At 44.4% G+C, this 22,847-nt stretch carries 15 protein-coding genes; 11 read left to right on the forward strand and 4 right to left on the reverse strand.

What is annotated here, in order from left to right:
* The first annotated feature begins 428 nt into the window (after positions 1–428).
* The 5 genes from IR083_RS00800 (at position 429) to IR083_RS00825 (ending at position 5,739) form a co-directional block, all read left to right on the forward strand.
* On the forward strand, positions 429–806 hold the full coding sequence (locus IR083_RS00800; protein ID WP_242052320.1) for a hypothetical protein: 378 nt from the start codon (positions 429–431) through the stop codon (positions 804–806).
* Between the two features lie 926 nt (positions 807–1,732).
* Positions 1,733–2,089 (forward strand): helix-turn-helix domain-containing protein, encoded by a 357-nt coding sequence (locus IR083_RS00805; protein WP_194222858.1) that lies wholly within the window; start codon positions 1,733–1,735, stop codon positions 2,087–2,089.
* Between the two features lie 3 nt (positions 2,090–2,092).
* Complete coding sequence (locus IR083_RS00810; RefSeq protein ID WP_194222859.1) at positions 2,093–3,412, forward strand: type II toxin-antitoxin system HipA family toxin; 1,320 nt, start codon at positions 2,093–2,095, stop codon at positions 3,410–3,412.
* A gap of 783 nt (positions 3,413–4,195) precedes the next feature.
* Positions 4,196–5,011: a KilA-N domain-containing protein gene (locus tag IR083_RS00820; RefSeq protein WP_194222860.1), complete on the forward strand. Its 816-nt coding sequence runs from the start codon at positions 4,196–4,198 to the stop codon at positions 5,009–5,011.
* 521 nt (positions 5,012–5,532) lie between these two features.
* On the forward strand, positions 5,533–5,739 hold the full coding sequence (locus tag IR083_RS00825; protein ID WP_194222861.1) for a hypothetical protein: 207 nt from the start codon (positions 5,533–5,535) through the stop codon (positions 5,737–5,739).
* A gap of 527 nt (positions 5,740–6,266) precedes the next feature.
* On the opposite strand, the gene IR083_RS00830 is transcribed toward IR083_RS00825, so the two are convergent.
* Positions 6,267–6,674 (reverse strand): helix-turn-helix domain-containing protein, encoded by a 408-nt coding sequence (locus tag IR083_RS00830; protein ID WP_194222862.1) that lies wholly within the window; start codon positions 6,672–6,674, stop codon positions 6,267–6,269.
* A gap of 1,202 nt (positions 6,675–7,876) precedes the next feature.
* Here IR083_RS00830 and IR083_RS00835 point away from each other — a divergent pair.
* The 5 genes from IR083_RS00835 (at position 7,877) to IR083_RS00855 (ending at position 19,158) form a co-directional block, all read left to right on the forward strand.
* On the forward strand, positions 7,877–10,825 hold the full coding sequence (locus IR083_RS00835; RefSeq protein WP_410492834.1) for a SusC/RagA family TonB-linked outer membrane protein: 2,949 nt from the start codon (positions 7,877–7,879) through the stop codon (positions 10,823–10,825).
* A 19-nt stretch (positions 10,826–10,844) separates the two neighbouring features.
* Positions 10,845–12,425: a RagB/SusD family nutrient uptake outer membrane protein gene (locus IR083_RS00840; RefSeq protein WP_194222864.1), complete on the forward strand. Its 1,581-nt coding sequence runs from the start codon at positions 10,845–10,847 to the stop codon at positions 12,423–12,425.
* Positions 12,426–12,567: 142 nt separating this feature from the next.
* Positions 12,568–13,890: a histidine-type phosphatase gene (locus IR083_RS00845; protein WP_194222865.1), complete on the forward strand. Its 1,323-nt coding sequence runs from the start codon at positions 12,568–12,570 to the stop codon at positions 13,888–13,890.
* 51 nt (positions 13,891–13,941) lie between these two features.
* Positions 13,942–16,509, forward strand: coding sequence for a hypothetical protein (locus IR083_RS00850; protein ID WP_194222866.1), 2,568 nt, complete (start codon positions 13,942–13,944; stop codon positions 16,507–16,509).
* 210 nt (positions 16,510–16,719) lie between these two features.
* Positions 16,720–19,158, forward strand: coding sequence for a glycoside hydrolase family 2 TIM barrel-domain containing protein (locus IR083_RS00855; protein WP_194222941.1), 2,439 nt, complete (start codon positions 16,720–16,722; stop codon positions 19,156–19,158).
* 225 nt (positions 19,159–19,383) lie between these two features.
* On the opposite strand, the gene IR083_RS00860 is transcribed toward IR083_RS00855, so the two are convergent.
* The 3 genes from IR083_RS00860 to IR083_RS00870 are packed head-to-tail and all read right to left on the reverse strand — an operon-like array spanning position 19,384 to position 22,280.
* The gene (locus IR083_RS00860; RefSeq protein WP_194222867.1) at positions 19,384–19,575 is read right to left on the reverse strand and encodes a hypothetical protein; all 192 of its coding nucleotides are present in this window, start codon (positions 19,573–19,575) and stop codon (positions 19,384–19,386) included.
* Between the two features lie 12 nt (positions 19,576–19,587).
* Positions 19,588–21,579, reverse strand: a complete 1,992-nt coding sequence (locus IR083_RS00865; protein ID WP_242052321.1) for a carbohydrate-binding domain-containing protein — start codon at positions 21,577–21,579, stop codon at positions 19,588–19,590.
* Between the two features lie 20 nt (positions 21,580–21,599).
* On the reverse strand, positions 21,600–22,280 hold the full coding sequence (locus tag IR083_RS00870; protein ID WP_194222868.1) for a DUF2490 domain-containing protein: 681 nt from the start codon (positions 22,278–22,280) through the stop codon (positions 21,600–21,602).
* Between IR083_RS00870 and IR083_RS00875 the strand changes: the two genes are divergently transcribed.
* The gene (locus IR083_RS00875; protein WP_194222869.1) at positions 22,256–22,567 is read left to right on the forward strand and encodes a hypothetical protein; all 312 of its coding nucleotides are present in this window, start codon (positions 22,256–22,258) and stop codon (positions 22,565–22,567) included. The genes IR083_RS00870 and IR083_RS00875 overlap by 25 nt on opposite strands.
* The last annotated feature ends 280 nt before the right edge of the window (positions 22,568–22,847 follow it).

Below are 22,847 nucleotides of genomic sequence, written 5' to 3' on the forward strand. Positions count from 1 at the left end.
CCGTGGATCAGCCGGAGGCAAAGGCTCCCCTGGCTGCGACCCCCACGCGCGGAGGGACGCAGGATAAATTTTAATGTCGCCATAGTTTAAGATTGGATTGTAATTATTGTTACCATATGTATTGTTCGTTTACCGGCAAATTTCTCGTACTCCCGGGGATTTCAATCCCGGGACTTGCCCCGGGGGTGTTACTGCCGGATTATTGTCTTATCGCAAAGATAGGACAGCTAAACGGAGTTCTGAAATTTTAGCAGGCATATTTACGGCGGGCTAGTGGATTTCATTTCATTTTACACCATACTCCATACGATAGTGTTTCATATAAGTATGATTCTCTTAGATTTTAAATAATAATGCATAAAAAATGAAAAAGGCTACCAAAATACAAATAGCAATCATAATAGTTCTGCTTGCAATTACTATGGCTTTTGACAAGCTGCAAAAGTAAAACGATATATGTGCCTGTTGAGAGTGTGAAAACTGAATATAGGGATAAGTTAGTCAAAGATTCGGTGCATATTCTTGATTCCGTATTTCTTTATTCAAGAAACGACACTGTTTTTTTGAATAAGTACAGGTTTGTATATAAAGATAAGTTTGTTAAAGATACCGTCAACCTAACAGATACTATACGTGTCCCTTATCCGGTAAAAGGAGATATTATAGAAGTGAATAAATTGAAATGGTATCAGGAGGCTTGTATATGGTTTACATCTTTAGTATTAGTTGCTTTGGCTCTCTATTTAGGTATAAGATACAGGAGTGTTATATTCTCATTAATTAAGAAGTTGATATTCAAAACATAGTGTTTTTCATGGTATTAGATTTAAGGTTAATATTCATTGTAACCGTTTAGTCGTGAGATTGAACGGTTTTATTATATAAAAAAAAGAGAAGTTTCACTTCTCTTTCTAATAATATAGAATGATAATTCATTGACAAGACGCTAGGAGTGACTGATAGTCATTAAAATATTTTGAGATTCTATCAACTTGAGTTTTAAGTATATTCTTAAACCTAAAACTCTTTTTTGTTCTCTCCACTCCGTAAATATCCATAAGAGCTCCCAGAGATGTGTTTAAAAATTAGTAGGCACAGATTCAACATTAGCCACATCTATTATTATCTCATCCCTTGAAACTACATTCTTCGCTACATCAATGACTATACTCCCACTTTCAACATAGCTGTGGGATTCTAATAAATCATGTAAAGGAAAGTTTAAAAGGAATAGCTGAATATGATAAGAGAAAGTATAGTAAAAGTACGGCAAGAAAAATAGGATAAACTATACCTCTTCTTTATTCGCAAAAAGTGTATTTAAGTCTTCTATATATTTATCGACCTTCATCTTAACTATCATTTAAAGTGCAAATATATACCAAATATTCGGCAGTTATTCTTATTTACTGCCGAATATTTGATTTGTGATAGCTATATTTAATTCACTAAAGCTATGAAGCATTAAATAGATGTATCTTTAGAGAGATAACAAATCAAAAAATGAATTTATTAAGACTCTCTTTACCTGGACAAATATTTAGAAGTAATTTTTGAAAGATATGTTTTATTAGAATATATTCAAGAAACACTTAAGCAGTGAATGACTGATCAGTCATTACGTGCTAATATACTCTATAATGACTGAAATATAATTCATAAAATACAAATATTGAATATAATTATTATATTTGCGTTATATCCCATTCATTAAATCAATAAACAAACTATAATGAACGATATTTCAGACAATAAATGGAATGCTATGAGTGATGATGCTATAAGCCGGCAGATAGGAACATTTGTCAGACATCATCGTATAGAACAAAATAAGACACAGGATGCATTAGCCAAAGAGGCAGGAATCAGCCGTTCTACACTGAGCCTTCTGGAGCGGGGTGAAACTGTAACACTCGCTACACTTATTCAGGTATTACGTGTTTTAGACTTATTACATGTTATTGATGCATTTACTATTGTAAAACAGCAAAGCCCGTTACAACTCGCCCGTGCTGAAAAGAAAAAACGGCAAAGGGTTTCTTCCTCCAAAAATACATCCAAAGATACTAATGATGAAATTGACTGGTAAGGTATGAATACAGCTTTCGTAAAAATATGGGGCCAAACAGCAGGAGCTGTAGCCTGGGATGAAAAATCCGGTATTGCATCTTTTGAATATGACCCGGCCTTCAAAAAATTAGGCTGGGAACTTTCCCCTCTTAAAATGCCATTGACACCCGAACAAAAAATATATTCATTCCCCGAATTACGCAAAGAAAGAGATTCGGTATATGATACATTCAAAGGGTTACCGGGATTGCTAGCCGATATGCTGCCTGACCGTTATGGTAGTGAACTGGTCAACTTATGGCTGGCTCAGCAAGGACGCCCCGAAAACAGCATGAATCCGGTCGAGATGTTATGTTTTATCGGAGAAAGAGGAATGGGAGCTTTGGAATTCGAACCGGCAATGCAAAAACAAAGTATCAATACTTTTGCCGTTGATATGGATAGCCTGGTCGAGATTGCAGGTAAAATGCTATCCAAAAAAGAAGCCTTTGTGACCAACTTAAAGTCGGGGGAAGAGAAAGCTATGCGGGAAATCCTAAAAATCGGAACTTCGGCCGGAGGGGCACGTCCGAAAGCAGTAATTGCCTATAATGAAAAAACGGGAGAAGTTCGTTCCGGACAGACAAAAGCTCCGGAAGGCTTTGAGCATTGGCTGCTTAAGTTGGACGGGGTAAGTGAGGTCCAATTAGGCGCAACACACGGTTACGGACGTGTTGAGTATGCTTATTACCTGATGGCAGTAGATTGCGGTATAGAAATGATGCCTTGCCGCTTGTTGGAAGAAAATGGCCGGGCACATTTTATGACTAAGCGTTTTGACAGGGAAGGCAGCCGGACAAAGCACCATATACAAACTTTTTGTGCGTTGAAACATTTTGATTATAACCGTATAAATAGCTACAGTTATGAACAATTATTCCAGACTATGCGTGAATTGAAATTAACGTATGCTGAAGCCGAACAGATGTTTCGTCGATTGGTATTTAATGTAATTGCACGTAATTGTGACGACCATACCAAGAATTTCTCCTTCATTCTTAAACAGGACAGTCGCTGGCAACTTGCTCCTGCCTATGATATTTGCCATGCATATCGTCCCGGAAGTGAATGGGTCAGCCGCCATGCTCTGAGTATTAATGGAAAGCGGGATAATATTACCAGAGAAGACCTGATAAAGATCGGACGGTCTGTCCGGAATAAAAAAGCCGGAGAAATAATTGATGAGATTTACGATAAAGTCCGGCAATGGGATTTTTACGCTACAGAAGCAGGGGTAGATAAAGAGAAAAGACTGGAGATTGGAAAGACGCTAATACCAATGAATCCGTCCTATTCTTTTTAGTTATAAGAGAACGTATTAATATATCTGGTTAGGGTTTATTAGAATTGAGAATCTATAAGTATCTTGTCCGAATAACGAGCTATTCTTTTTTAATGAAACTGGTAAAAAGAGTGATGGAGTCATCAGTCCAGTACAAAAGAATAGAGGAGGAATTAAGACTTAATGTGTAGTTATATTTTATCAATGAACTCAAACGCTCCATCAAAATCGTAGAGTTTTTCTTTAGTAAGCGAAATTTTATACTTATCAGGGAGGTATTCCCCCATCCAGTAAAAATTTATCAAATGAGGAGCTTTTTCCAAGCTAGATAACAACATATTATCAAGACCCTCTTTTACAGATAATGGAACAGTGACCGTTCCAAACAACGTAAGAATGACTGTTCCAGAGATTGCAGATCTGTTTGGTATTTACTACAGGACAGCAAAGAGGCACATTCGTTCCGTTGAAAAAGCAGGTATTGCCGCAACTATACGATGAGTTGCACTGTCGGGGGGGCAGAATGCTTGTCCCGATTATTACGGGCTGGAAATGATAGTTGCCGTAGCATTTCGGGTACAATCAGAAAAAGCAGAGGCTTTTAGGAAGTGGATCATAACGAGAACTATTACGCATGACATAACAACAATGCTTATATTTCCGTTGCAATACTCAGTACTCAACTGAAATGTCGCATTTTAATTCCATCGAATTCGATGGAATTAAAAGAATACCAATATTTTCAACTAAATTTGTAAAACCTAATTGTGCCGAATTAGCCACAATTAAAAACAAGAATAAAGTATGGCTAAAAAGGATTTAGATGTGCAAGGAACAAAAGTTAAAATGCTGCATATCAATAATACAGATTACATATCTATCACTGATATAGCAAAAATACGCAATCCGATAGAACCGAAGGATGTTGTTAAAAACTGGATGCGAAGTAAAAACACGCTGATATTCTTAGGTTTATGGGAAAAATTGAATAATCCGACCTTTAAGGGGGTCGAATTCGACCCCCTTATGTATGAAGCAGGCACAAATGCTTTTACGATGAGTCCAACACGCTGGGTTGAATTGACGAGTGCGACTGGAGTTGTCACCAAAAATGGAGCTAATGGTGGAACATATGCACATAGAGACATAGCCTTTGAGTTTGCCTCATGGGTTAATACTGAATTTAAATTATATCTGATAACCGAATTTCAACGTCTCAAAGAGCAGGAACAGCAGCAACTTGGCTGGTCTGCGAAGCGGGAACTCTCGAAAATCAACTACCATATTCATACCGATGCCGTAAAGCACAACCTTATCCCCGATGAACTGACACCCCAGCAAATATCCATCGTGTATGCCAACGAAGCGGATGTGCTGAACATGGCTCTTTTCGGAATCACGGCCAAGCAATGGCGGGAGGCTAACCCCGACCTGAAAGGCAATATTCGCGACTATGCTACTATCAACGAGTTGATTTGCCTGTCGAACATGGAAAATATCAATGCCGTTCTGATAAATGAGCAAATACCGCAGTCTGAACGGCTGCAAAAGCTCAATCAGATAGCTATCCAACAGATGCGGGTATTACAGGAGGTGGAGAATCGTAAGTTGCTGAAATAAAAATGGAAAGTACAATATACAGAAACAGGCTTCGGAAAATATCCGAAGCCTGTTTTATGTTTGCCCGGCAGGGGCGACAGTCCCGAACGAGCCCTGATAGTGGGAATCGTTAGCCAAAGGCAAGGGTGTTCATCGCGAGGTGGAATCTGAAGGAAGTTGGAGGCAAAGTTCCGGCTCCACAAATAGATACTGGCTACAAGGCTGAATTATGGAAGACGAGCTTACATGACAAGGCGAAGTCCGGTAACTATCCGAATTCATATAGAGTAAAGTTAGGGAACACATGGGATGAAAGTTGTCGTTTATAACCAGAGAGGTCTCACAGACGTGTGGACGTTTTTTTGATACACGGAGTAAAGTTTGCCGTGAGAAGTCAGCAGAAGCCATAGTACCATATTTCGTGTTGATAAGGGAAGGGCTGAACTTTAATTAAGTAGGGAATCGCACGGGTTACCCGAAAATCGCTCGCTCAGATGTAAATGGGCATCTGATAGTTTTCTGTAATATTAAAAGAAACAGCTATGGAAAATAAAGATAAACCGGGAGGCAAAGCTCTTCGAGGGAGGTCCAAGAAGAAAAAAGAGAAACTATCCTGCTCTCTTAATCTCAAACTGACTGAGAAAGATTTTAATTCCGTAAAAGAGAATACTGAAAAATTTGGAATGAGGGTCAGGGATAAAATACTAATTGAAGAAGAATATCTCACCCGGGCTAAAGTAAAATGGTAAGGTGGCGGATTTGCCCACCCTTACTTGTGGAAAGAAAACAAATCGGATAATGAATACAAGGAAAGTTGGGACGATCCGAGAAAAGAAGCAAAAGCAAAAAAAGGTAAAGGCTTATCTCAAAATTAAAAAACAGGTATGCGTAGGAAAATATAATCACAAGTTCCCATTTGGGATATTCTTTAGATAGCATGCGTCGGAAGTGGCTTCGCATGCTTGTCCGTTTGGCTTCGCCATATTGCCTTCGAAACGTCAAATTTTTACTAAATCCCGCGGGGACATGAATTTGACCGGTGAGGAAGGCTAATTATATATTTGCCAAAGGGATAAGGCGCGAAGTTATTTCCGGCTATCTTCTCAGGAATAAAAAACATATGTACTAATAAAATACTAAATCTGTCGCGATATGCATTATAGATAAGGGAATATATAGATAATAAAAAACTCCCGAACGGTTCGGGAGTTACTATATATTATTTCTTCTTATTCTTTATTTCGGCTTAATTTTCTGACCGATCAACCTGACCGACTTATTTATTTTTATCCGCTTGCTCCAGTTTATATTTTAATACAGCGATTTCTTCTTTTAAATCAACTATTCTTTCGTATAATTCGGAAACCTTTTCTAGCGGATTAATAACCTTGCTTGAATTAACATTATAATCCCCTTGTATCTCAAAAATATATGTCTTTGCTTCATTCCGTAAATTACGATATTTTAATGCATTAACATCAACATTTAATTCATCTGCAATTTGTTTTAATTTTTTATCGTTAATTACTTCTTGATTTTCCAATTTTGAAACGTCACTCTGATGCATTTGCATTTTAGATGCAAAGTATTCCTGCGACCATCCCAAAATTACATCACGGACAAATCTTACATTTTCGCCATGATGAATTTGAGTGCTGGTATCATTAACTATATTTTTATCCATCTTTATTCAATTTGCGTGAAAATTAATTATTGTATTGACGAAATTACTATAAATTATTCAATATATACATAAGGTGATAAGTAAATATATTTATTTACAACTATATCTAACTGATTTACAGCAACGAGTGATTTGAATTATTTATAATGAATAAAATTTCCTAAATGCAAGATAGTCTACTATTTTTGCAATAACAAATTATACATACGATAATATATTTTGCAGCGGCAAAAATCAATAAACTTTTTCATAAATAATTAATAAAGCGTTTACCTGTTAAACAGCCACTTAAAAAGTCCAATAATCCCAGTACAACTTTAACTGTGTTAAATGCCAACCGAACAGCGGAAGGGGCATTTCATATTTGTACAGCGGGATTGGACTCCCTTAGTGGCTAATAGGGATGTTCCCCCGCTTTTTTATTGCAAGATTATATTAAAGAACTAATATTATATATTTATACTGACTAGAGATAATTAAAACCAAAACGCCATGAAAACATAACAATAATATAAAAACGAAACACTATATTTGTGCCGTATTTCACGATACGGAATACTACATATAGCGCTTTAACTTTTTGATCTTCCTAACGAATCCGCAAAATTCAAAGCAAAAGGTCGAAAAGCGATGGAAGCGCCCTTAGAAATATATAAGGGCGTGGACGTTGTTCTTTTCTTTTGCACGGCACTTTGCGGAGCCTGTTAGGGGGAATTGTAACAATGCTCTGCGCCTCTTTTGTATATATATACACAAACTTCGCGCAGCCCTTGTTACTCCCGACACTCGGCAAAAATGTCATCCATTGCCCATTCCTCTGTTTTACAAATTATCCGGAAGCTAGTTATTATCCGGTTAACCTTTACTCTGATACATTAGTTACATATTTTTTAACCGATCAAATGTTACTACTGGTACAAACAATACTCACCTGTTTGCCCCGTTACGCCCCATGGCTTGGCAGGCTGCCTCCCTGACAACTGATGTCCTTTATGGTCATTTAATATTAATTTACATATTCTTGTATACCTCCGCGGAGGTACATCCTTTCTGAAATATATGTTAAAGTATCTCCCTGCCGGGAAGCACATTCCGGGCGGGCCGGGCAAGCTATGCCTTAAATAAAAAATACCAATTACCTAAAATAAAAACATATGCAAAAAAACAAACAAGCCAACATCCTGCACCGGTGGTATTCCTTCATCGGACGCGGATTAAGCGGCCTTTCGGCAATTATCCTGCTGCAGGCCGTATGTATCTCCCTGTCGGCACAAACCCCGCGCACAATATCGGGTGCGGTCACAGACGCCTCGGGCGAACCTCTGATCGGTGTCTCTGTCGTTGTAACAGGCAGCACTACCGGCACGGTAACCGACACCGACGGGCATTATTCGCTGTCCATCCCCGAAGGTAAAAGCTCCCTGACCTTTTCCTATATCGGCTACGACCCGCAAACGGTAGAGGCCACAGGACGCAGGACAATCGATATCGTCCTGAAGGAAAACACGGGTATACTGGACGAGGTGGTCGTTATCGGCTACGGCACACAGCGCAAAACCGACCTGACAGGTTCCATCAGCAGCGTCAGCGCCAAAGACTTCAATGGCGGACTGGTCAATTCTCCTGCACAACTTATCAACGGGAAAGTACCGGGTGTGACCATTATCTCAAGCAGCGGCTCACCCTCCTCGGGCAGTACGATCCGTATCCGCGGGGGCGCGTCCCTGAACGCCAGCAACGACCCTTTGATCGTCCTGGACGGTGTTCCCCTGGAGGCAGGAGGCATCAGCGGCAACAGCGGTAACTTTTTAAGCATGATAAATCCCGCCGATATCGAGAACATGACCATCCTCAAAGATGCTTCCTCGACAGCCATCTACGGCTCACGTGCCTCGAACGGGGTTATCCTGATCACCACCAAAAAAGGTTCTAAAGGGTTGAAAATCGATGTATCCTCCACCCATTCCATCCAGCAGAAGACAAGGATGACCCCCATGCTCGATCCGGAGCAGTACCGCTATGTGATAGGCAGGGACGGCACCGACGCGCAGAAAGCCCTGCTGGGCGATTACAATACCGACTGGAACGATGAGATATTTAGGCTGGCTTACGGCACGGATAATAATATAAGTATCTCCACGGCCATAACCAAAGACTTTCCGGTAAGGGCCTCACTGGGCTATTACAGCCAGGACGGTATCCTGCAGACCGACAATACCGAGCGTTTTTCGGGCAGTTTGAACCTGTCGCCCTCTTTCTTCGGCGGGCACCTGAAACTCAGCCTGAATGCCCGGGCAGCGCTCAATAACAACCGCTTCGCCAACACAACGGCTATCTACAACGCCTCAGCCTATAACCCGACTACCGGCGTCTATTCCGGCAACAGTGATTATGGCGGCTATAACGAAGCGCTGGACCCTTCGAAAGGCACCCCGACCATCGCCGGGCAGGTACTCAACCCGGCAGGTATCCTCAAGCAGTATAAATCCGTCAGCGACGTAAAGCGTTTTACCGGGAATTTCGACATCGACTATAAGTTCCATTTCCTGCCCGGCCTGCGTGCGCACCTGACCCTGGGATACGACTATGCCAAAGGCAAAGGTTCGGTTTTTGTCCCTGCCGGGGCCGCACAATACTTTGCTACAGGGGGACGCGACTATACTTACGGCCCGCAGAAGAAGGATAACGCCCTGTTCACCTTTTACCTGAACTACGCCAAAGACCTGGAGCAGGTAAAGAGCCGTATCGAGCTGACGGGTGGTTATGATTTCCAGAAGTGGAAAGCGCGCACGGCTTTCTACGAGGAATACAATATTGCGGGGGTACCTCAATCCGCATCTGCCGCCACTGATAACAGGCATACCCTACTATCTTACTATGGGAGGCTTAATTACACCTTCGATTCCAGGTACCTGCTGACGGCCACTATCCGCAGGGACGGCTCGTCGCGGTTCTCCAAAGACAACAGGTACAGCGTATTCCCTTCCATGGCTTTAGCCTGGCGATTGAGCGAAGAATCCTTCCTGAAAGGCAATGATGTGCTGGGTAACCTTAAACTAAGGTTCAGCTACGGCCAGACCGGGCAGCAGGACGGCATATCGGACTACAGTTATATTCCTGTATATACCATCAGCCAGGACGGGGCCGAATACCTCTTCGGCGACAGCTACTATTACACCTACCGCCCGGAAGCCTATGTTTCCAACCTTAAATGGGAAAGTACCACTTCCTATAACGCGGGGCTCGATTTCGGTTTGTTCAACAACAGGATCTCAGGGGAACTGGATTACTACACACGAAAAACGAAAGATCTATTGGCCACGGTTCCTTCGCCGGCAGGCGCCAACTTCGACAAGAACGTGACCACCAATGTCGGCAATATGGAAAGCAAAGGTCTCGAACTGTCGCTTTCCTCGGCTATCCTCGACAATAAGGACTGGGGGCTGGACGTCGCTTTTAACATGACCTGGCAGAAAATGACGATCACCAACCTGGCCCTGGTCGAAGGTAACGAATCCCCGATCACCTACGTGGGCAGCACTTCCGGGAATAACTACCTTCAAATACTCAAAGAGGGCAGCACGCCATATACGTTCTACCTGTACAAACAACTTTACGGGGATGACGGCAAGCCGCTGGAAGGCAAGTTCGAAGATTTCAAGCCCGACGGTATCACCAATTCGGATGACCGTTATGAGGCAGGTTCCCCGTTCCCTGATTTTATATTCGGGCTCAACAGCCGCTTACGGTATAAGAAATGGAACTTCAGCTTCTCGCTTCGAGCCAATACAGGAGCGAAGATTTTCAACAACAATGCCATGAGGCTGGGTGCTGCCGAAGTCATATCCTGGAATACGGCGCAGATCAACAATTTATCATCGAGCTACCTGGAAACAGGTTTCGGGAAACTCCAGTACCTCTCCGATTATTATTTGGAAAAAGCCGACTTCCTGAAAATGGACATTATCAGCCTGGGGTATAACTTCGGGAAGGTATTGCCCGGCTGTAGCCTCAATGTGACGGGAATGGTGCAGAACGCCTTTACCATCACCGGCTATTCGGGTGTCGACCCCGAGATATACCGGGGTATCGAATCCTCTTTTTATCCCCGCGCCCGTACTTATTCAATAAACATAGGTTTACAGTTCTAACTATTAAACAATACATCATATGAAAATAATACGATATATATTCACCGGAATACTGGCTTTAACCCTTATGCCTTCGTGTACGGGCGAACTGGACCAGTATCCCCATATTGAAACAACCTCCAAGGATGTATATACCAGCGTTGAAAACTATAAGATGGTATTGGCCAAGCTCTATGCTTCCTTTGTGATCAACGGGCAGGAACGGGGAGGAGGCAACAGGGACTTTGCCACCAATAAGGGCTATGATTATATGCGTTCCTATATCAACCTGCAGGAATTACCGACCGACGAAGTGGCCTATACCTGGTCAGGTGTTATCTTCGACCTCTGCTACCACCAGTGGAACGCTTCCGATATTTTTGCCTCCGATATGTATTACCAGATCTATTTCACTATTTCCATCTGCAACGAGTTCCTGCGTAATTCAACGGAAGAGGCCATCTCCGGGTTTTCTCACTCCGAACAAACCCGGTTGAGGGCTTTCCGCTCCGAAGCGCGCTTCCTGCGGGCATTGGCCTACTGGCACGCTTTGGATCTTTTCGGTAACGCTCCTTTTGTGGACGAAAACGACCCGGTTGGCGGTTTCCTGCCGCCGCAATACAACAGCAGGCAGCTTTTTGATTTCCTGGATGGAGAATTGACCGTGCTGGAAGCCGATTTACCGGAAGCTTCCGCCACAGAATATGCCCGGACTAGCAAGGCGGCTGCCAATGCCCTGCTGGCCAGGCTGTACCTGAATGCAGGCAGTTACGAAGCGGAAGAGCATTACAGCCAGTGTATCGCCGCCTGCAACAAAGTCATCACCTCCGGCTTTTCACTGGAAGATAATTACGCATTGTTGTTCAATGCGGACAACCATTTGCGTACCAACGAGATTATCTTCGCCTTTGCCATCGATGGTGTACATACGGTCAGTTCGGGTGCGACCACTTATTTTATCGCCGGTTCGGTTTCCAGTTCCAATAAAGCGCAGGACCCTGCCGATTACGGGGTGGCAAGCGGCTGGACCTCTTTCCGGGCCAAGGGAGCGCTGACTTCTAAATTCGGGAACGGCGACAACAGGGCTATGTTCTTTACCACAAACCAATCACAGTATGTGACCGATATGCAGGATGAGTTTACCGGCTACCTGTTCGGGAAATGGACCAACCTGACCGATGACGGCCAGACAGCCTCCAATACGGCCTCCAGCGGTGCATGTACTGATTTTCCCATCTTCCGCCTGGCTGATATCTACCTGATGTATGCCGAAGCGGCATTAAGGGGAGGCACCGATCCGCAGGGAAATACGACGGCCAAAGCCCTCGCTTATGTGAACCAGGTGCGCACCCGCGCCTATGGCAACACTTCGGGCAATATAACCGCCGGAGAGCTTACCCTGGACTTTATCCTGGACGAACGTGCAAGGGAACTCTATCTGGAATGTGTCCGCCGTACCGACCTGGTCCGCTTCGGTAAATTCACCTCGGGGGATTACCTTTGGGAATTCAAAGGCGGGCAAGCCGCAGGAAAGGCTATCGACGACAAGTACAGGCTCTTCCCCATTCCGGAGACCGACCTGAGCGCCAATTCCAACATTAAGCAGAATACAGGCTATTAATAAACATTTTCCTTTAGAGGGAAACACTTCCGCAAAAAGGCGTGTGCAGGAATACCCTGATCTTTTGCGGAAGTGCTTTTCATTTATTCAATGCCTGTATAATATATAATATGCCCTGTTGTGGGTAAAAAATAAAAATTGTATGAAACCAAAACAGATAAGAATATTCTGTATATTGCTGCTGCTTGCTTCCCTTTTTAGTTTCAACGTATTGTCCGGGCAAACTTCGCCCGCCGAAATAAGCCGGACGCCCGAAAAAAGCGGCGGGGTATATTATGCTTATCCCGGGGAGGAGATAAAGCCGCAGGCCCCTGCACCCAAAGGCTACCACCCTTTTTATATCAGCCATCTGGGCAGGCATGGCTCACGCTACCTGGTAAGCGACAGGCAGTACAAAGGCGTACTCGATATCTTTGCCGAAGGCTATAAAGCGAATGCTTTGACCCCGCTGGGTGAAGACGTTTACAAACGCTTATGCCGGGTATGGCAGGAAGCCGAAGGCAAGGGCAGCGCGCTGTCCCCGTTGGGTGTACGCCAGCAGGGGGAGATCGCCGGGCGGATGTACGGGGATTTCCCCGGGGTGTTTTCCGGCGATGCGCGTATATCGGCCAGGTCGACCACGGCTGTGCGCTGCGTCCTGAGCATGGCGGCCTTCAGCATGAAGCTCAAAGAACTTAATCCCGCCTTGCAGATAGAAATGGAGTCCTGCGATAAATACATGCGCTACCTAGACCATTACTCACCCGGATCGAATGCATTCAAAGCGGCGGGTGAATGGCGCGAACAGTACCGCAAATTTGAGGAAAGCCATGTAAAGCCTGGCAGGCTGGTTGCCTCATTGTTCTCGGACAGCGGCTTTATACTTAAAAAGGTCAACCCCAAAAGTATAATGTGGGCGTTGTTTACCATCGCGGGCAATATGCAGAACATGGAAACGGACGTATCTCTTTTCGGCCTGTTCGAAGGGCAGGAGCTTTTCGACCTGTGGCAATGCGGGAATTACAGCAATTATGTTTCGAGCGCCAACAGCGCTTTGAACAAGGGCGTCAATTTCTCAAACGCCAAACCGTTACTGGAAAATATACTGGAAAGCGCGGAAAGCTGTATTTCTTCCGGCGGCAACGGGGCAACGCTGCGCTTCGCCCATGACGGCAACCTGATCCCCCTGACCCTCCTGCTGCACCTGGAGGGATGCTATGAAAGCGTATCCGATCCCGCGGACTTTTACAAAGTATGGAGTAATTTTAGGGTCAGCCCGATGGCCGCCAATATCCAGGTCGTATTCTTCCGAAGGGAAGGCTCCAAAGGCCCGGACGATATACTGGTCAAGTTCCTGCTCAACGAAAAAGAAACGCTCGTCCCGCCGGTAGCAAGCGATATCCTGCCCTATTACCGCTGGAAGGACATAAAGGCCTTTTATTCCACATTACTTGATGATGGGAAAAAACCAACGCAGGATGAATAACCGGGTGTCGGATGAATGATTACATTTACACATTACAACAGTATATATAACATGATAAAAATTAAACATATACCGGTCCTCTGCCTGTTGTGGCTGGCGGCCGGCATCCTTTGGGCGCAGGGCAGTTCCCCGGGCGGGGTATATATCGATAAGGACGGGGTCCTCCGCCTGCAGGATACCGGAGGGGAAGCCTCGTTTTACGGGACCAATTACACCCTTCCTTTCGCACATGCCTACCGCGCCATACATGAAACCGGGACAAACCACAAGCTGGCTATAGACCGGGATACCTATCATTTTGCCCGCCTGGGGCTGAATGCTTACCGCATCCATATCTGGGACGTGGAGATTTCCGACGGGCAGGGAAACCTGCTGAGCAATGAACACCTGGACCTGCTGGATTATTTAGTGGCACGTTTAAAAGAACGCGGCATCTATATACTGATGACAGCCATGACCAATTTCGGGAACGGCTACCCGGAGAAAAACAGCGATACGGGCGGCTTTTCATACCGCTACAATAAATGCGACGTCCACAGCGACCCGCAGGCGATCGCCGCCCAGGAGCGCTATCTCGCCCAACTGGTAAACCATGTGAACCCCTATACCGGCCTCCGTTACAAGAACGACCCCGGCATCGCCGGCTTTGAGGTCAATAACGAACCCTGCCATGACAAAAGCCCGCGGCAAACCGGAGAATACATCGGGGCCATGCTCTCGGCCCTGGGCAAAGCGGGAAGCCGCAAACCGGTATTTTATAACGTGAGCCACAATATGTGCCATACCGGGGCTTACTACAGCAGCTCGGTACAGGGGACCACCTACCAGTGGTACCCCACGGGCCTGGTCTCGGGATTTACCCGCAAGGGGAACTTCCTGCCGTCGGTGGACAGTTATACCATTCCTTTTTCGGATATGAAGGATTTCAGTAAAAAAGCCAAAGCCGTCTATGAGTACGATCCTGCCGATGTGATGTATTCGCATTTGTACTCGGCCATGACCCGCAGTTTCCGCTCGCAGGGTTTCCAGTGGATCACCCAGTTCGCTTACGACCCCCTGGATATCGCATGGGCCAATACCGAATACCGGACGCATTTCCTGAACCTGGCCTATACGCCGAATAAAGCCCTGGGTATGAAAATTGCGGCAGAGGCCGCTTACCGGCTCCCCCGAGGGAAGGAGTACCCCAAATACCCGGCCGACACACTCTTCGGGGATTTCCGCGTAAGCTACTTTTCGGATTTAAGCGAGCTGAACAGCCCTGGGGCATTTTATTATTCGAATAATACGGCCTCTGTACCGGTCAGCCCGGACAGGCTGCTGTCTGTCGCAGGATGCGGAAGCTCACCCGTAGTCACCTATGAAGGGACAGGGGCGTATTTCCTGGACAGGCTCGAAGAAGGCCTCTGGAGGCTGGAGGTTATGCCCGATGCCCTGCTTTTGGAAGACCCTTTCGCCGTCACATCGCTGAAAAAAGAGGTGGCTACCGTCCTTTACAACCGCTGGGAGATGGATATACGCCTTCCCGGGCTCGAAGAGGGCTATACGGTGCAGGGGATAAACCGGGGGAACAATTATAAGGGAACTGCTGCCGGGACAAACATCAAAATAGTTCCCGGGGCATACCTGCTGAAAAACAAGGGTATGGGGGATGTCTCTTCCCTATGGAATGCCGGTACGCGTTGGAAGAATATTACCCTGGGTGAGTTCGTTGCGCCTGAAAGCAGGCTGAAAGCTATTAGTGTAGTGCACCGTCCGGTAAAAACAGCAGAGAGGGATCTGCCGCTGGTGATACAGGCACAGGTGGCAGGCCCTGTCTTCCCGGATTCCGTCCTTGTCTGTTTGCAACGGCCCACACGCCCGGGCAGAAACCCGTATATCAGGATGGAACGTACCGGAGGGTATACCTACCGGGCGGAGATACCATCACAGGCGGTAACTACGGATGTGCTGCGCTACCATATCGTAGTTTGTGGTCAGGGAAAGACCGTTACATTCCCTGCTGGGGTCGAAGGCAGGCCTACGGACTGGGATTATTATGCGGATACATATTACCGGACGGAAGTGGTAACACCAGAAACGCCTGTCGAATTGCTGTCGGTAAACAGTGAGGATAACCGTCCGTTGGAGACATATGCCATACCTGCAACCGCTCGCATCGAATGGCGGGGTGTTATCCATGACTTCGCCGCAGGCCACAGGCTTGCATTCGGGCTGAAAACAAATGAAGGGCAGTCCCGTTTTTTCTGGCGAAAATATATAAAAGACGAGGTAAGCTGCCGGATGAAACGGCTGGAAGCTGCCGGCAACCTCTGCCTGGTTATTAAAAATGCAGGAGGCATCGCTTCCCTGGATGCAGGCTTTATTACTTCGCAGGGGATCACCTATACAGCATCATTTGTTCCGGATACTAGCGGTGGAGTTGTGAGAATCCCCCTTTCAGCCCTCAGGCAGGGGAAAACAACTATATTACCTGCACCATACCCTACCTTCCTGGAACGGTATTTTGTCCCCGACACGCAAATACCTTTCGGGATACGGGATATAGAGATTCTGGAGATATCTGCCGGAAACGGCCGGGATGCAAGCCTGGAGATCGGGGATATCTGGATGGAATAAACGCTTTTAACTGTATAATATAATTGAAAAGTAGTCCACTGGAGAGGCTGGATATCTATCCCGGTGATAGAAAGAGGAATAATCTGTTAATAAAAATGATATTATGGATTACTTTGTGCTTATACTAACAAGAGAAAAAAATACTATATGAAACACAGGAAAGAAAAAAGAATAAACCGTAAAAGCAGGTGCGCCAAACCTGCCGCCTGTATGCTCCTGGTATTATGGTGCGCGGTAACCATGCAGGTGCAAGCCCAGGGGGTAAGGAATGAGTTCTTGCTGGAAAAAAACTGGAAATTCAGCAAAGGCGATTATCCGGATGCTGTCAGAACAGGCTTTGACGATAAAAACTGGGAGTCGGTAACTATTCCCCACGATTGGGCTATATACGGGCCTTTCGACCGTGAACACGATTTGCAGGAAGTGGCGGTTACCCAGAACGGGGAAAAAGTAGCGACTGTAAAAACCGGACGTACCGGAGGATTACCCTATGTAGGTATCGGTTGGTACAGGAATACGTTTGATGTGGGTAATTTCGAGAAAGGGAAAAAGCGTGTTACCCTGCTTTTCGATGGAGCTATGAGCGAAGCGCGTGTATATGTAAATGGGAAAGAAGCCTGTTTCTGGCCTTTCGGTTACAACTCTTTTCATTGCGATGTAACGGATCTGCTGAATACTGACGGTAAGAACAATACACTGGCAGTCCGGCTCGAAAACAAACCGCAGTCGTCGCGTTGGTATCCGGGAGCGGGTCTTTACCGTAATGTACATGTAGTAGTGACCGAAGAAATACATGTGCCTGTATGGGGTACTTATATTACTACGCCTTTTGTTTCGGAAGAATATGCTTCGGTGAAGCTGAAAACTGAAATCAGCAATTCGGATAACGCGGATGTACGGATAGTTACCGAAATAAAAGATGCATTAGGAAATGTCGTTGCTAAAAAAGATAATACACTCAAGATAAACCATGGCCAGCCTTTCGAGCAGAATCTTATTGTGGATAAACCTCAACTGTGGTCACCAGAGACACCATATCTATATAATGCAATATCGAAAGTATATGTGAAAAACACACAGGTTGACGAATACACCACACGGTTCGGTATAAGGGATATAAAACTGATTGCCGACAAGGGATTCTTTCTGAATGGTAAAAGGCGTAAGTTTCAAGGGGTTTGCAATCATCACGATCTTGGTCCTTTGGGAGCAGCCATTAATGTAGCGGCATTGCGCCGTCAGTTGACTATGCTGAAAGATATGGGGTGTGATGCTATACGCACGGCACATAATATGCCTGCGCCGGAACTGGTTGCCCTGTGTGATGAGATGGGCTTTATGATGATGGTAGAACCGTTTGATGAATGGGACATCGCTAAGTGCAAGAATGGTTATCACCGTTTCTTTAACGAATGGGCAGAGAGGGATATGGTAAATATGCTGCGCAACTACCGTAACAATGCCAGTGTGGTGATGTGGAGTATTGGTAATGAGGTGCCTACCCAGTGCAGCGACCAGGGATACAAGGTGGCTTCTTTCTTGCAGGATATTTGCCATCGTGAAGATCCTACCCGTCCTGTTACTTGTGGAATGGACCAGATTAGTTGCGTGTTGAATAACGGTTTTGCCGCGATGATAGATGTTCCCGGGTTTAATTACCGTGCTCATCGTTATCAGGAAGGTTACGAAAAACTGCCTCAAAACCTGGTGCTTGGAACAGAAACATCATCGACAGTAAGTTCACGGGGAGTATATAAATTTCCTGTTGAAAAGAAAGCCGATGCCATATATGACGACCATCAGTCTTCATCTTACGACTTCGAATATTGCGCATGGTCAAATTTGCCGGATGATGATTTTGCTTTGGCAGATGATTATGAATGGACTATGGGGCAATTTGTATGGACAGGATTCGATTATCTGGGCGAACCTTCTCCCTATGATACGGATGCGTGGCCAAATCATAGTTCTATGTTCGGTATTATAGATATGGCAAGTATTCCTAAAGACAGGTATTATCTGTATCGTAGCCTGTGGAATAAGAATGAGAGTACATTACACATCTTGCCTCACTGGAATTGGAAAGGGCGTGAAGGAGAGAAAACTCCTGTATTCGTTTATACGAGTTATCCCTCAGCCGAACTTTTTATCAATGGTAAAAGCTACGGAAAACAGAGTGAAAATAATACTACCGTGCAGAACCGCTACCGCCTGATGTGGATGGACGCCATATACGAACCGGGCGAAGTGAAAGTAGTTGCATATGATGAGCAGGGTAAAGTCGCGGAAGAAAAGATTGTGCGTACGGCAGGTAAGCCGCATCATATAGAACTTGTTGCTGATAGAACGCAATTAGCTGCCGATGGTAAAGACCTTGCTTATATAAATGTGAGGGTAGTGGATAAAGATGGTAATTTATGTCCTGATGATCAGCGTCAGATAACCTTCTCCGTAACAGGCGATGGTAGCTATAAAGCATCGGCAAACGGCGACCCTACTTCCCTCGAACTCTTTCATTTGCCTCGGATGCAGGCCTTTAACGGACAGTTGACTTCGATAGTACAATCGGGTGAAAAAGCCGGAAAGATGATCTTTGAAGCAAAGGCGAAAGGTTTGCAGGCGGGAAGGATAGAGATAGATGTAAGGTAGCGGTTTTTCCGGATGTACGATGTACTTTGTCATATTTATTTTTGTTCCATAAGCTAACGGATGTATAGACAGGCCGGACAACAATAAACAATATAGGATTGCATACAGGAACAGGGCAGTTTGTACCGGGCATGCCTGATTTTTATCCGGCTTTGCCCGGTACTGATATGGCACACACCTTATTTTAATTTTGGAAGCATTGAATTAAACACCAAATACAGGTTATTACCATGAAGATTGCCCGGGAAGCAACATACCCGGAATTCCCGGAGGAGGTCCTCCTTTTCCTCCGGGAGGCATTCCTGGAGGGGAACCTGGGAATGGTGTGCCGTTTTGGCTATATATAGTATACGGATTAATCAGTAAAAGACTGATTAATACTATCTGAAAATATTTTTTCCCGATTCTTTTCTTCATACTATTACGCAATTATGGTCTTCCGCCGCCACCGCCAGAAGAAGACCCTGAGCCTGTGACCATCGAACTTACTGAAACCGTAGTGGCGCTACCGCCGCTGTACGTAGCCCCCGTATAGTAGCCTTTGAATATTTCCGTGCCGTCACTTACAGCGCTGCTACCCTTGGCAAGCGTGTAAGTTCCGGTAGAGCTGATGCCCGGAGCGCTCAGCAAGATACACATTGAGGAGATTGTTCCCGGTAGTTTATATGTCAATACTTCGTTGTCACCAGGATCTCTGAGTTGGATATACTGGTTCTGGGTTCCGCTGACACCATTGAATATTATTGAACGTTGTGTGCATGCCGAAGAAGTAGGAGTACTCGTACTTCCACCGGTACCTATCAGTACACCGCCGGTTATTTTGAACTGGTTGTTGTCACAGTCGAACCCTTCCTCTGGTAATTTTCCGCCAGCAGCTATTACAACGCCGCCTGTAACGGTAATCGTACCATTAGAGTCTATCCCGTCACCGGGTTTTGACGATGAATTGTTATAGGCTCCCAATGCATAGGCAGAGCCACCGTTGATGGTAATATTACCGCTTGTGAGGGAAACGTTAATCGCGTCGTCATACGCCGTTACATCCACCGTTCCTCCGTTAATAGTGATCTGTCGCTGACTTTCAATACCTTCATGATATGTTGATAAGACCGTAGTGGTACCGCCGTTGATAGTAGCATGGCTGTTGACCTTGATGGCTTTGGGTGACGAGGTTTGCGAGCTGCTATATGTGTATTTCGTGCCTGTGGTGGTAACCGAAAGCGTACCATCGTCCATAATGAAACTACCGTCGGTATTAATTCCCTTACCTCCGGCTCCGGTAGACTTTATGGTGAGTATACCGCTACTCATCCCAAAATCGCCGCCGGTTTTTATCCCTGAAGACGAAGATGTATCCTTTTCTGTACTGTCATAGTATGCTGCGCCAGACGTAGTTATAAAAGTTGTTCCTCCCGAGACTACAACATTCCCTCCGGTTTTGATACCTTTAGCTGCAATTCCGGTTGTCTTTATTGTATATGTTCCCGTTCCACTTATCGAAACATCACCTGTGCTTTTTATTCCCTGGCCTTTTTGCGCAGTAGTATTAACCGTGATATTGCCACCTGAGATATAAACAGTAGGATTTACCGAGGTGCCGGTTCCTTCAAATGAAGCTGCTATGCCATCATCGCCCGGATTAAGAATCATACTTCCTCCGTTAATGTATATATATCCATTTTCGCATTCAATACCATCACTGGATGAGGTTATCGACAATGTTCCGTTATCCATTATGAACGCATCATTGGTATGAATGCCGTCCTTAATCGTTCCATCAACCGTTATCCTTCCTTCTCGAATGCGCACATAATCATCACTACATATACCATGCTTATAACTTCCTCTGACAGTTAACGATCCGGTACCACTGAAAATAAGTTCTCCTTCGCTAAAGAAACATCCTTTTTGATCTTCATCATTTGGAGCTGTAGAATAGTTACTACCATCAGTAAGTGTCGAAGTTGTACCTTGATTAAGTACAACAAAACAACGTTTACCACTCTGAATATTAATGGCAGGCCCTGACGTGTTGGTTATAGAAGCCCCGTCGAGCACAAGCTTGAATTTGTAATCGCTGTATATTTTCAAGAATCCGTTGGAGGTGGTTCCGGAGACTATATATTCAACCCCTTTAACTGTCGAGGTCACTGTGATACCTGCTGCCGACCGGACTATTTCAACTCCCTCTGTAGAATTTTCAATTACTGCATTATTTGTAGAAAAGGTTATATATACAGTATTGTCGAAAGTAGAATTTTCCACATAATCATCTTCATTGCCGGTATCTACAATTACTATATCAGGAACTTCCGTGTTACCTTCATCTTCATCTTCTAACCAGTCATTATCATTGGAGCATCCCACAAACAACAACATTAATGCTGTTGCCGATATTATTGCCAAATCTTTTATTCTCATATATTATATATTTAAAGGTATCAGAAACTATATGCATATCCTACATTCAAAATGTATCTGTCGACCGGATTTTTCACGTTGATCTCTTTATCAAATATTCCGGACAGGTCGAAAGAATGCTTTTTATTCAACTTATAAGCTACTGACAATGTATAGCGCAAGCCATCAAACTCATTACCATCCGGATTGTTTAGCTGATAAAACGATTCGAAAGAGACAGATGGTGCAAATTTACAATTCGGAATATCGTATGATACTTTTATCCTGTTGCGCCAACTCCATTCGGAATCCATCTTGTATGTGTCTATTTTTCCACTTGCTTTTATCCTGTCACTATCATCCTTTGTCGTCATTTGGAAACGTTCACGCAATAAAAAAGAGAAATTTCCCCATTTTTTACGTCCTTGCAGGAATCCTATAAAGCGATGGCGTGGTTGGAAATCCCAGTATTCAATATCATGGAAATAAAGGAATTGATAGGCAAGCCCTACTTTGACCTCCTTAATGACATTATAATCACCTCCTACTTTTAATCCCCAACGACCTATCTCCGATGAGTTTTCTCCGGTACGGAGTTCTGCTTCTCCATTTACAGACCACTTCTTGTTAAATTTTTTATTGATCTCAATACTTGACCAAACACCAAAATCGCTGGATGGCTGAGCTTTTGCAGTTAATGCTGATAATAGCAACCATTTCATCTATTAATAATATCGGTAGTGATTGGTTTAATTTTGTTTTAGCTAAAACAAAAGACTGGGAGTATGAAAAAGAATATAGACTGGCAATAGAAAAAGAAAGATTAAGAAAAAATCCAGTCAGATTTGAAAAGAACTGTTTAAAAGGAATTATTTTTTGGGTAAATACAAATGATGCAGATATTGCTGAGATACAAACGATATGTGATAATAATTATGACAACATTGTTTATTATAAAGCTATTATTAGGGAAAGAAAAATCGAAATAAAGAATTTTAATATTAAATAGAAAAAGGCTAGGAGTATCTCTCTCCAGTGCCACCACTAAGAATTGGGAACTGGACTTAACAATATCCTTAAAACAACGCATATGAACCTTTATACCTGCCCTATAATTAGCTATAATTAACAGTTCTACCTATTTAGCCCCATTGTTTCTTATTTTCATTAACCTTAATCCCGAGCTTTTCGAGAAACTTTTTCTTTTGTTGTTTAAACCAACAGCCATACTCCATACCCTCCAGGGCCAAAAACGGTTTTTTCGTTTTCTCATTTTTAACTATTGAGAT

This window comes from Dysgonomonas sp. GY75 (assembly GCF_015234155.1).
Lineage (GTDB): Bacteria > Bacteroidota > Bacteroidia > Bacteroidales > Dysgonomonadaceae > Dysgonomonas > Dysgonomonas gadei.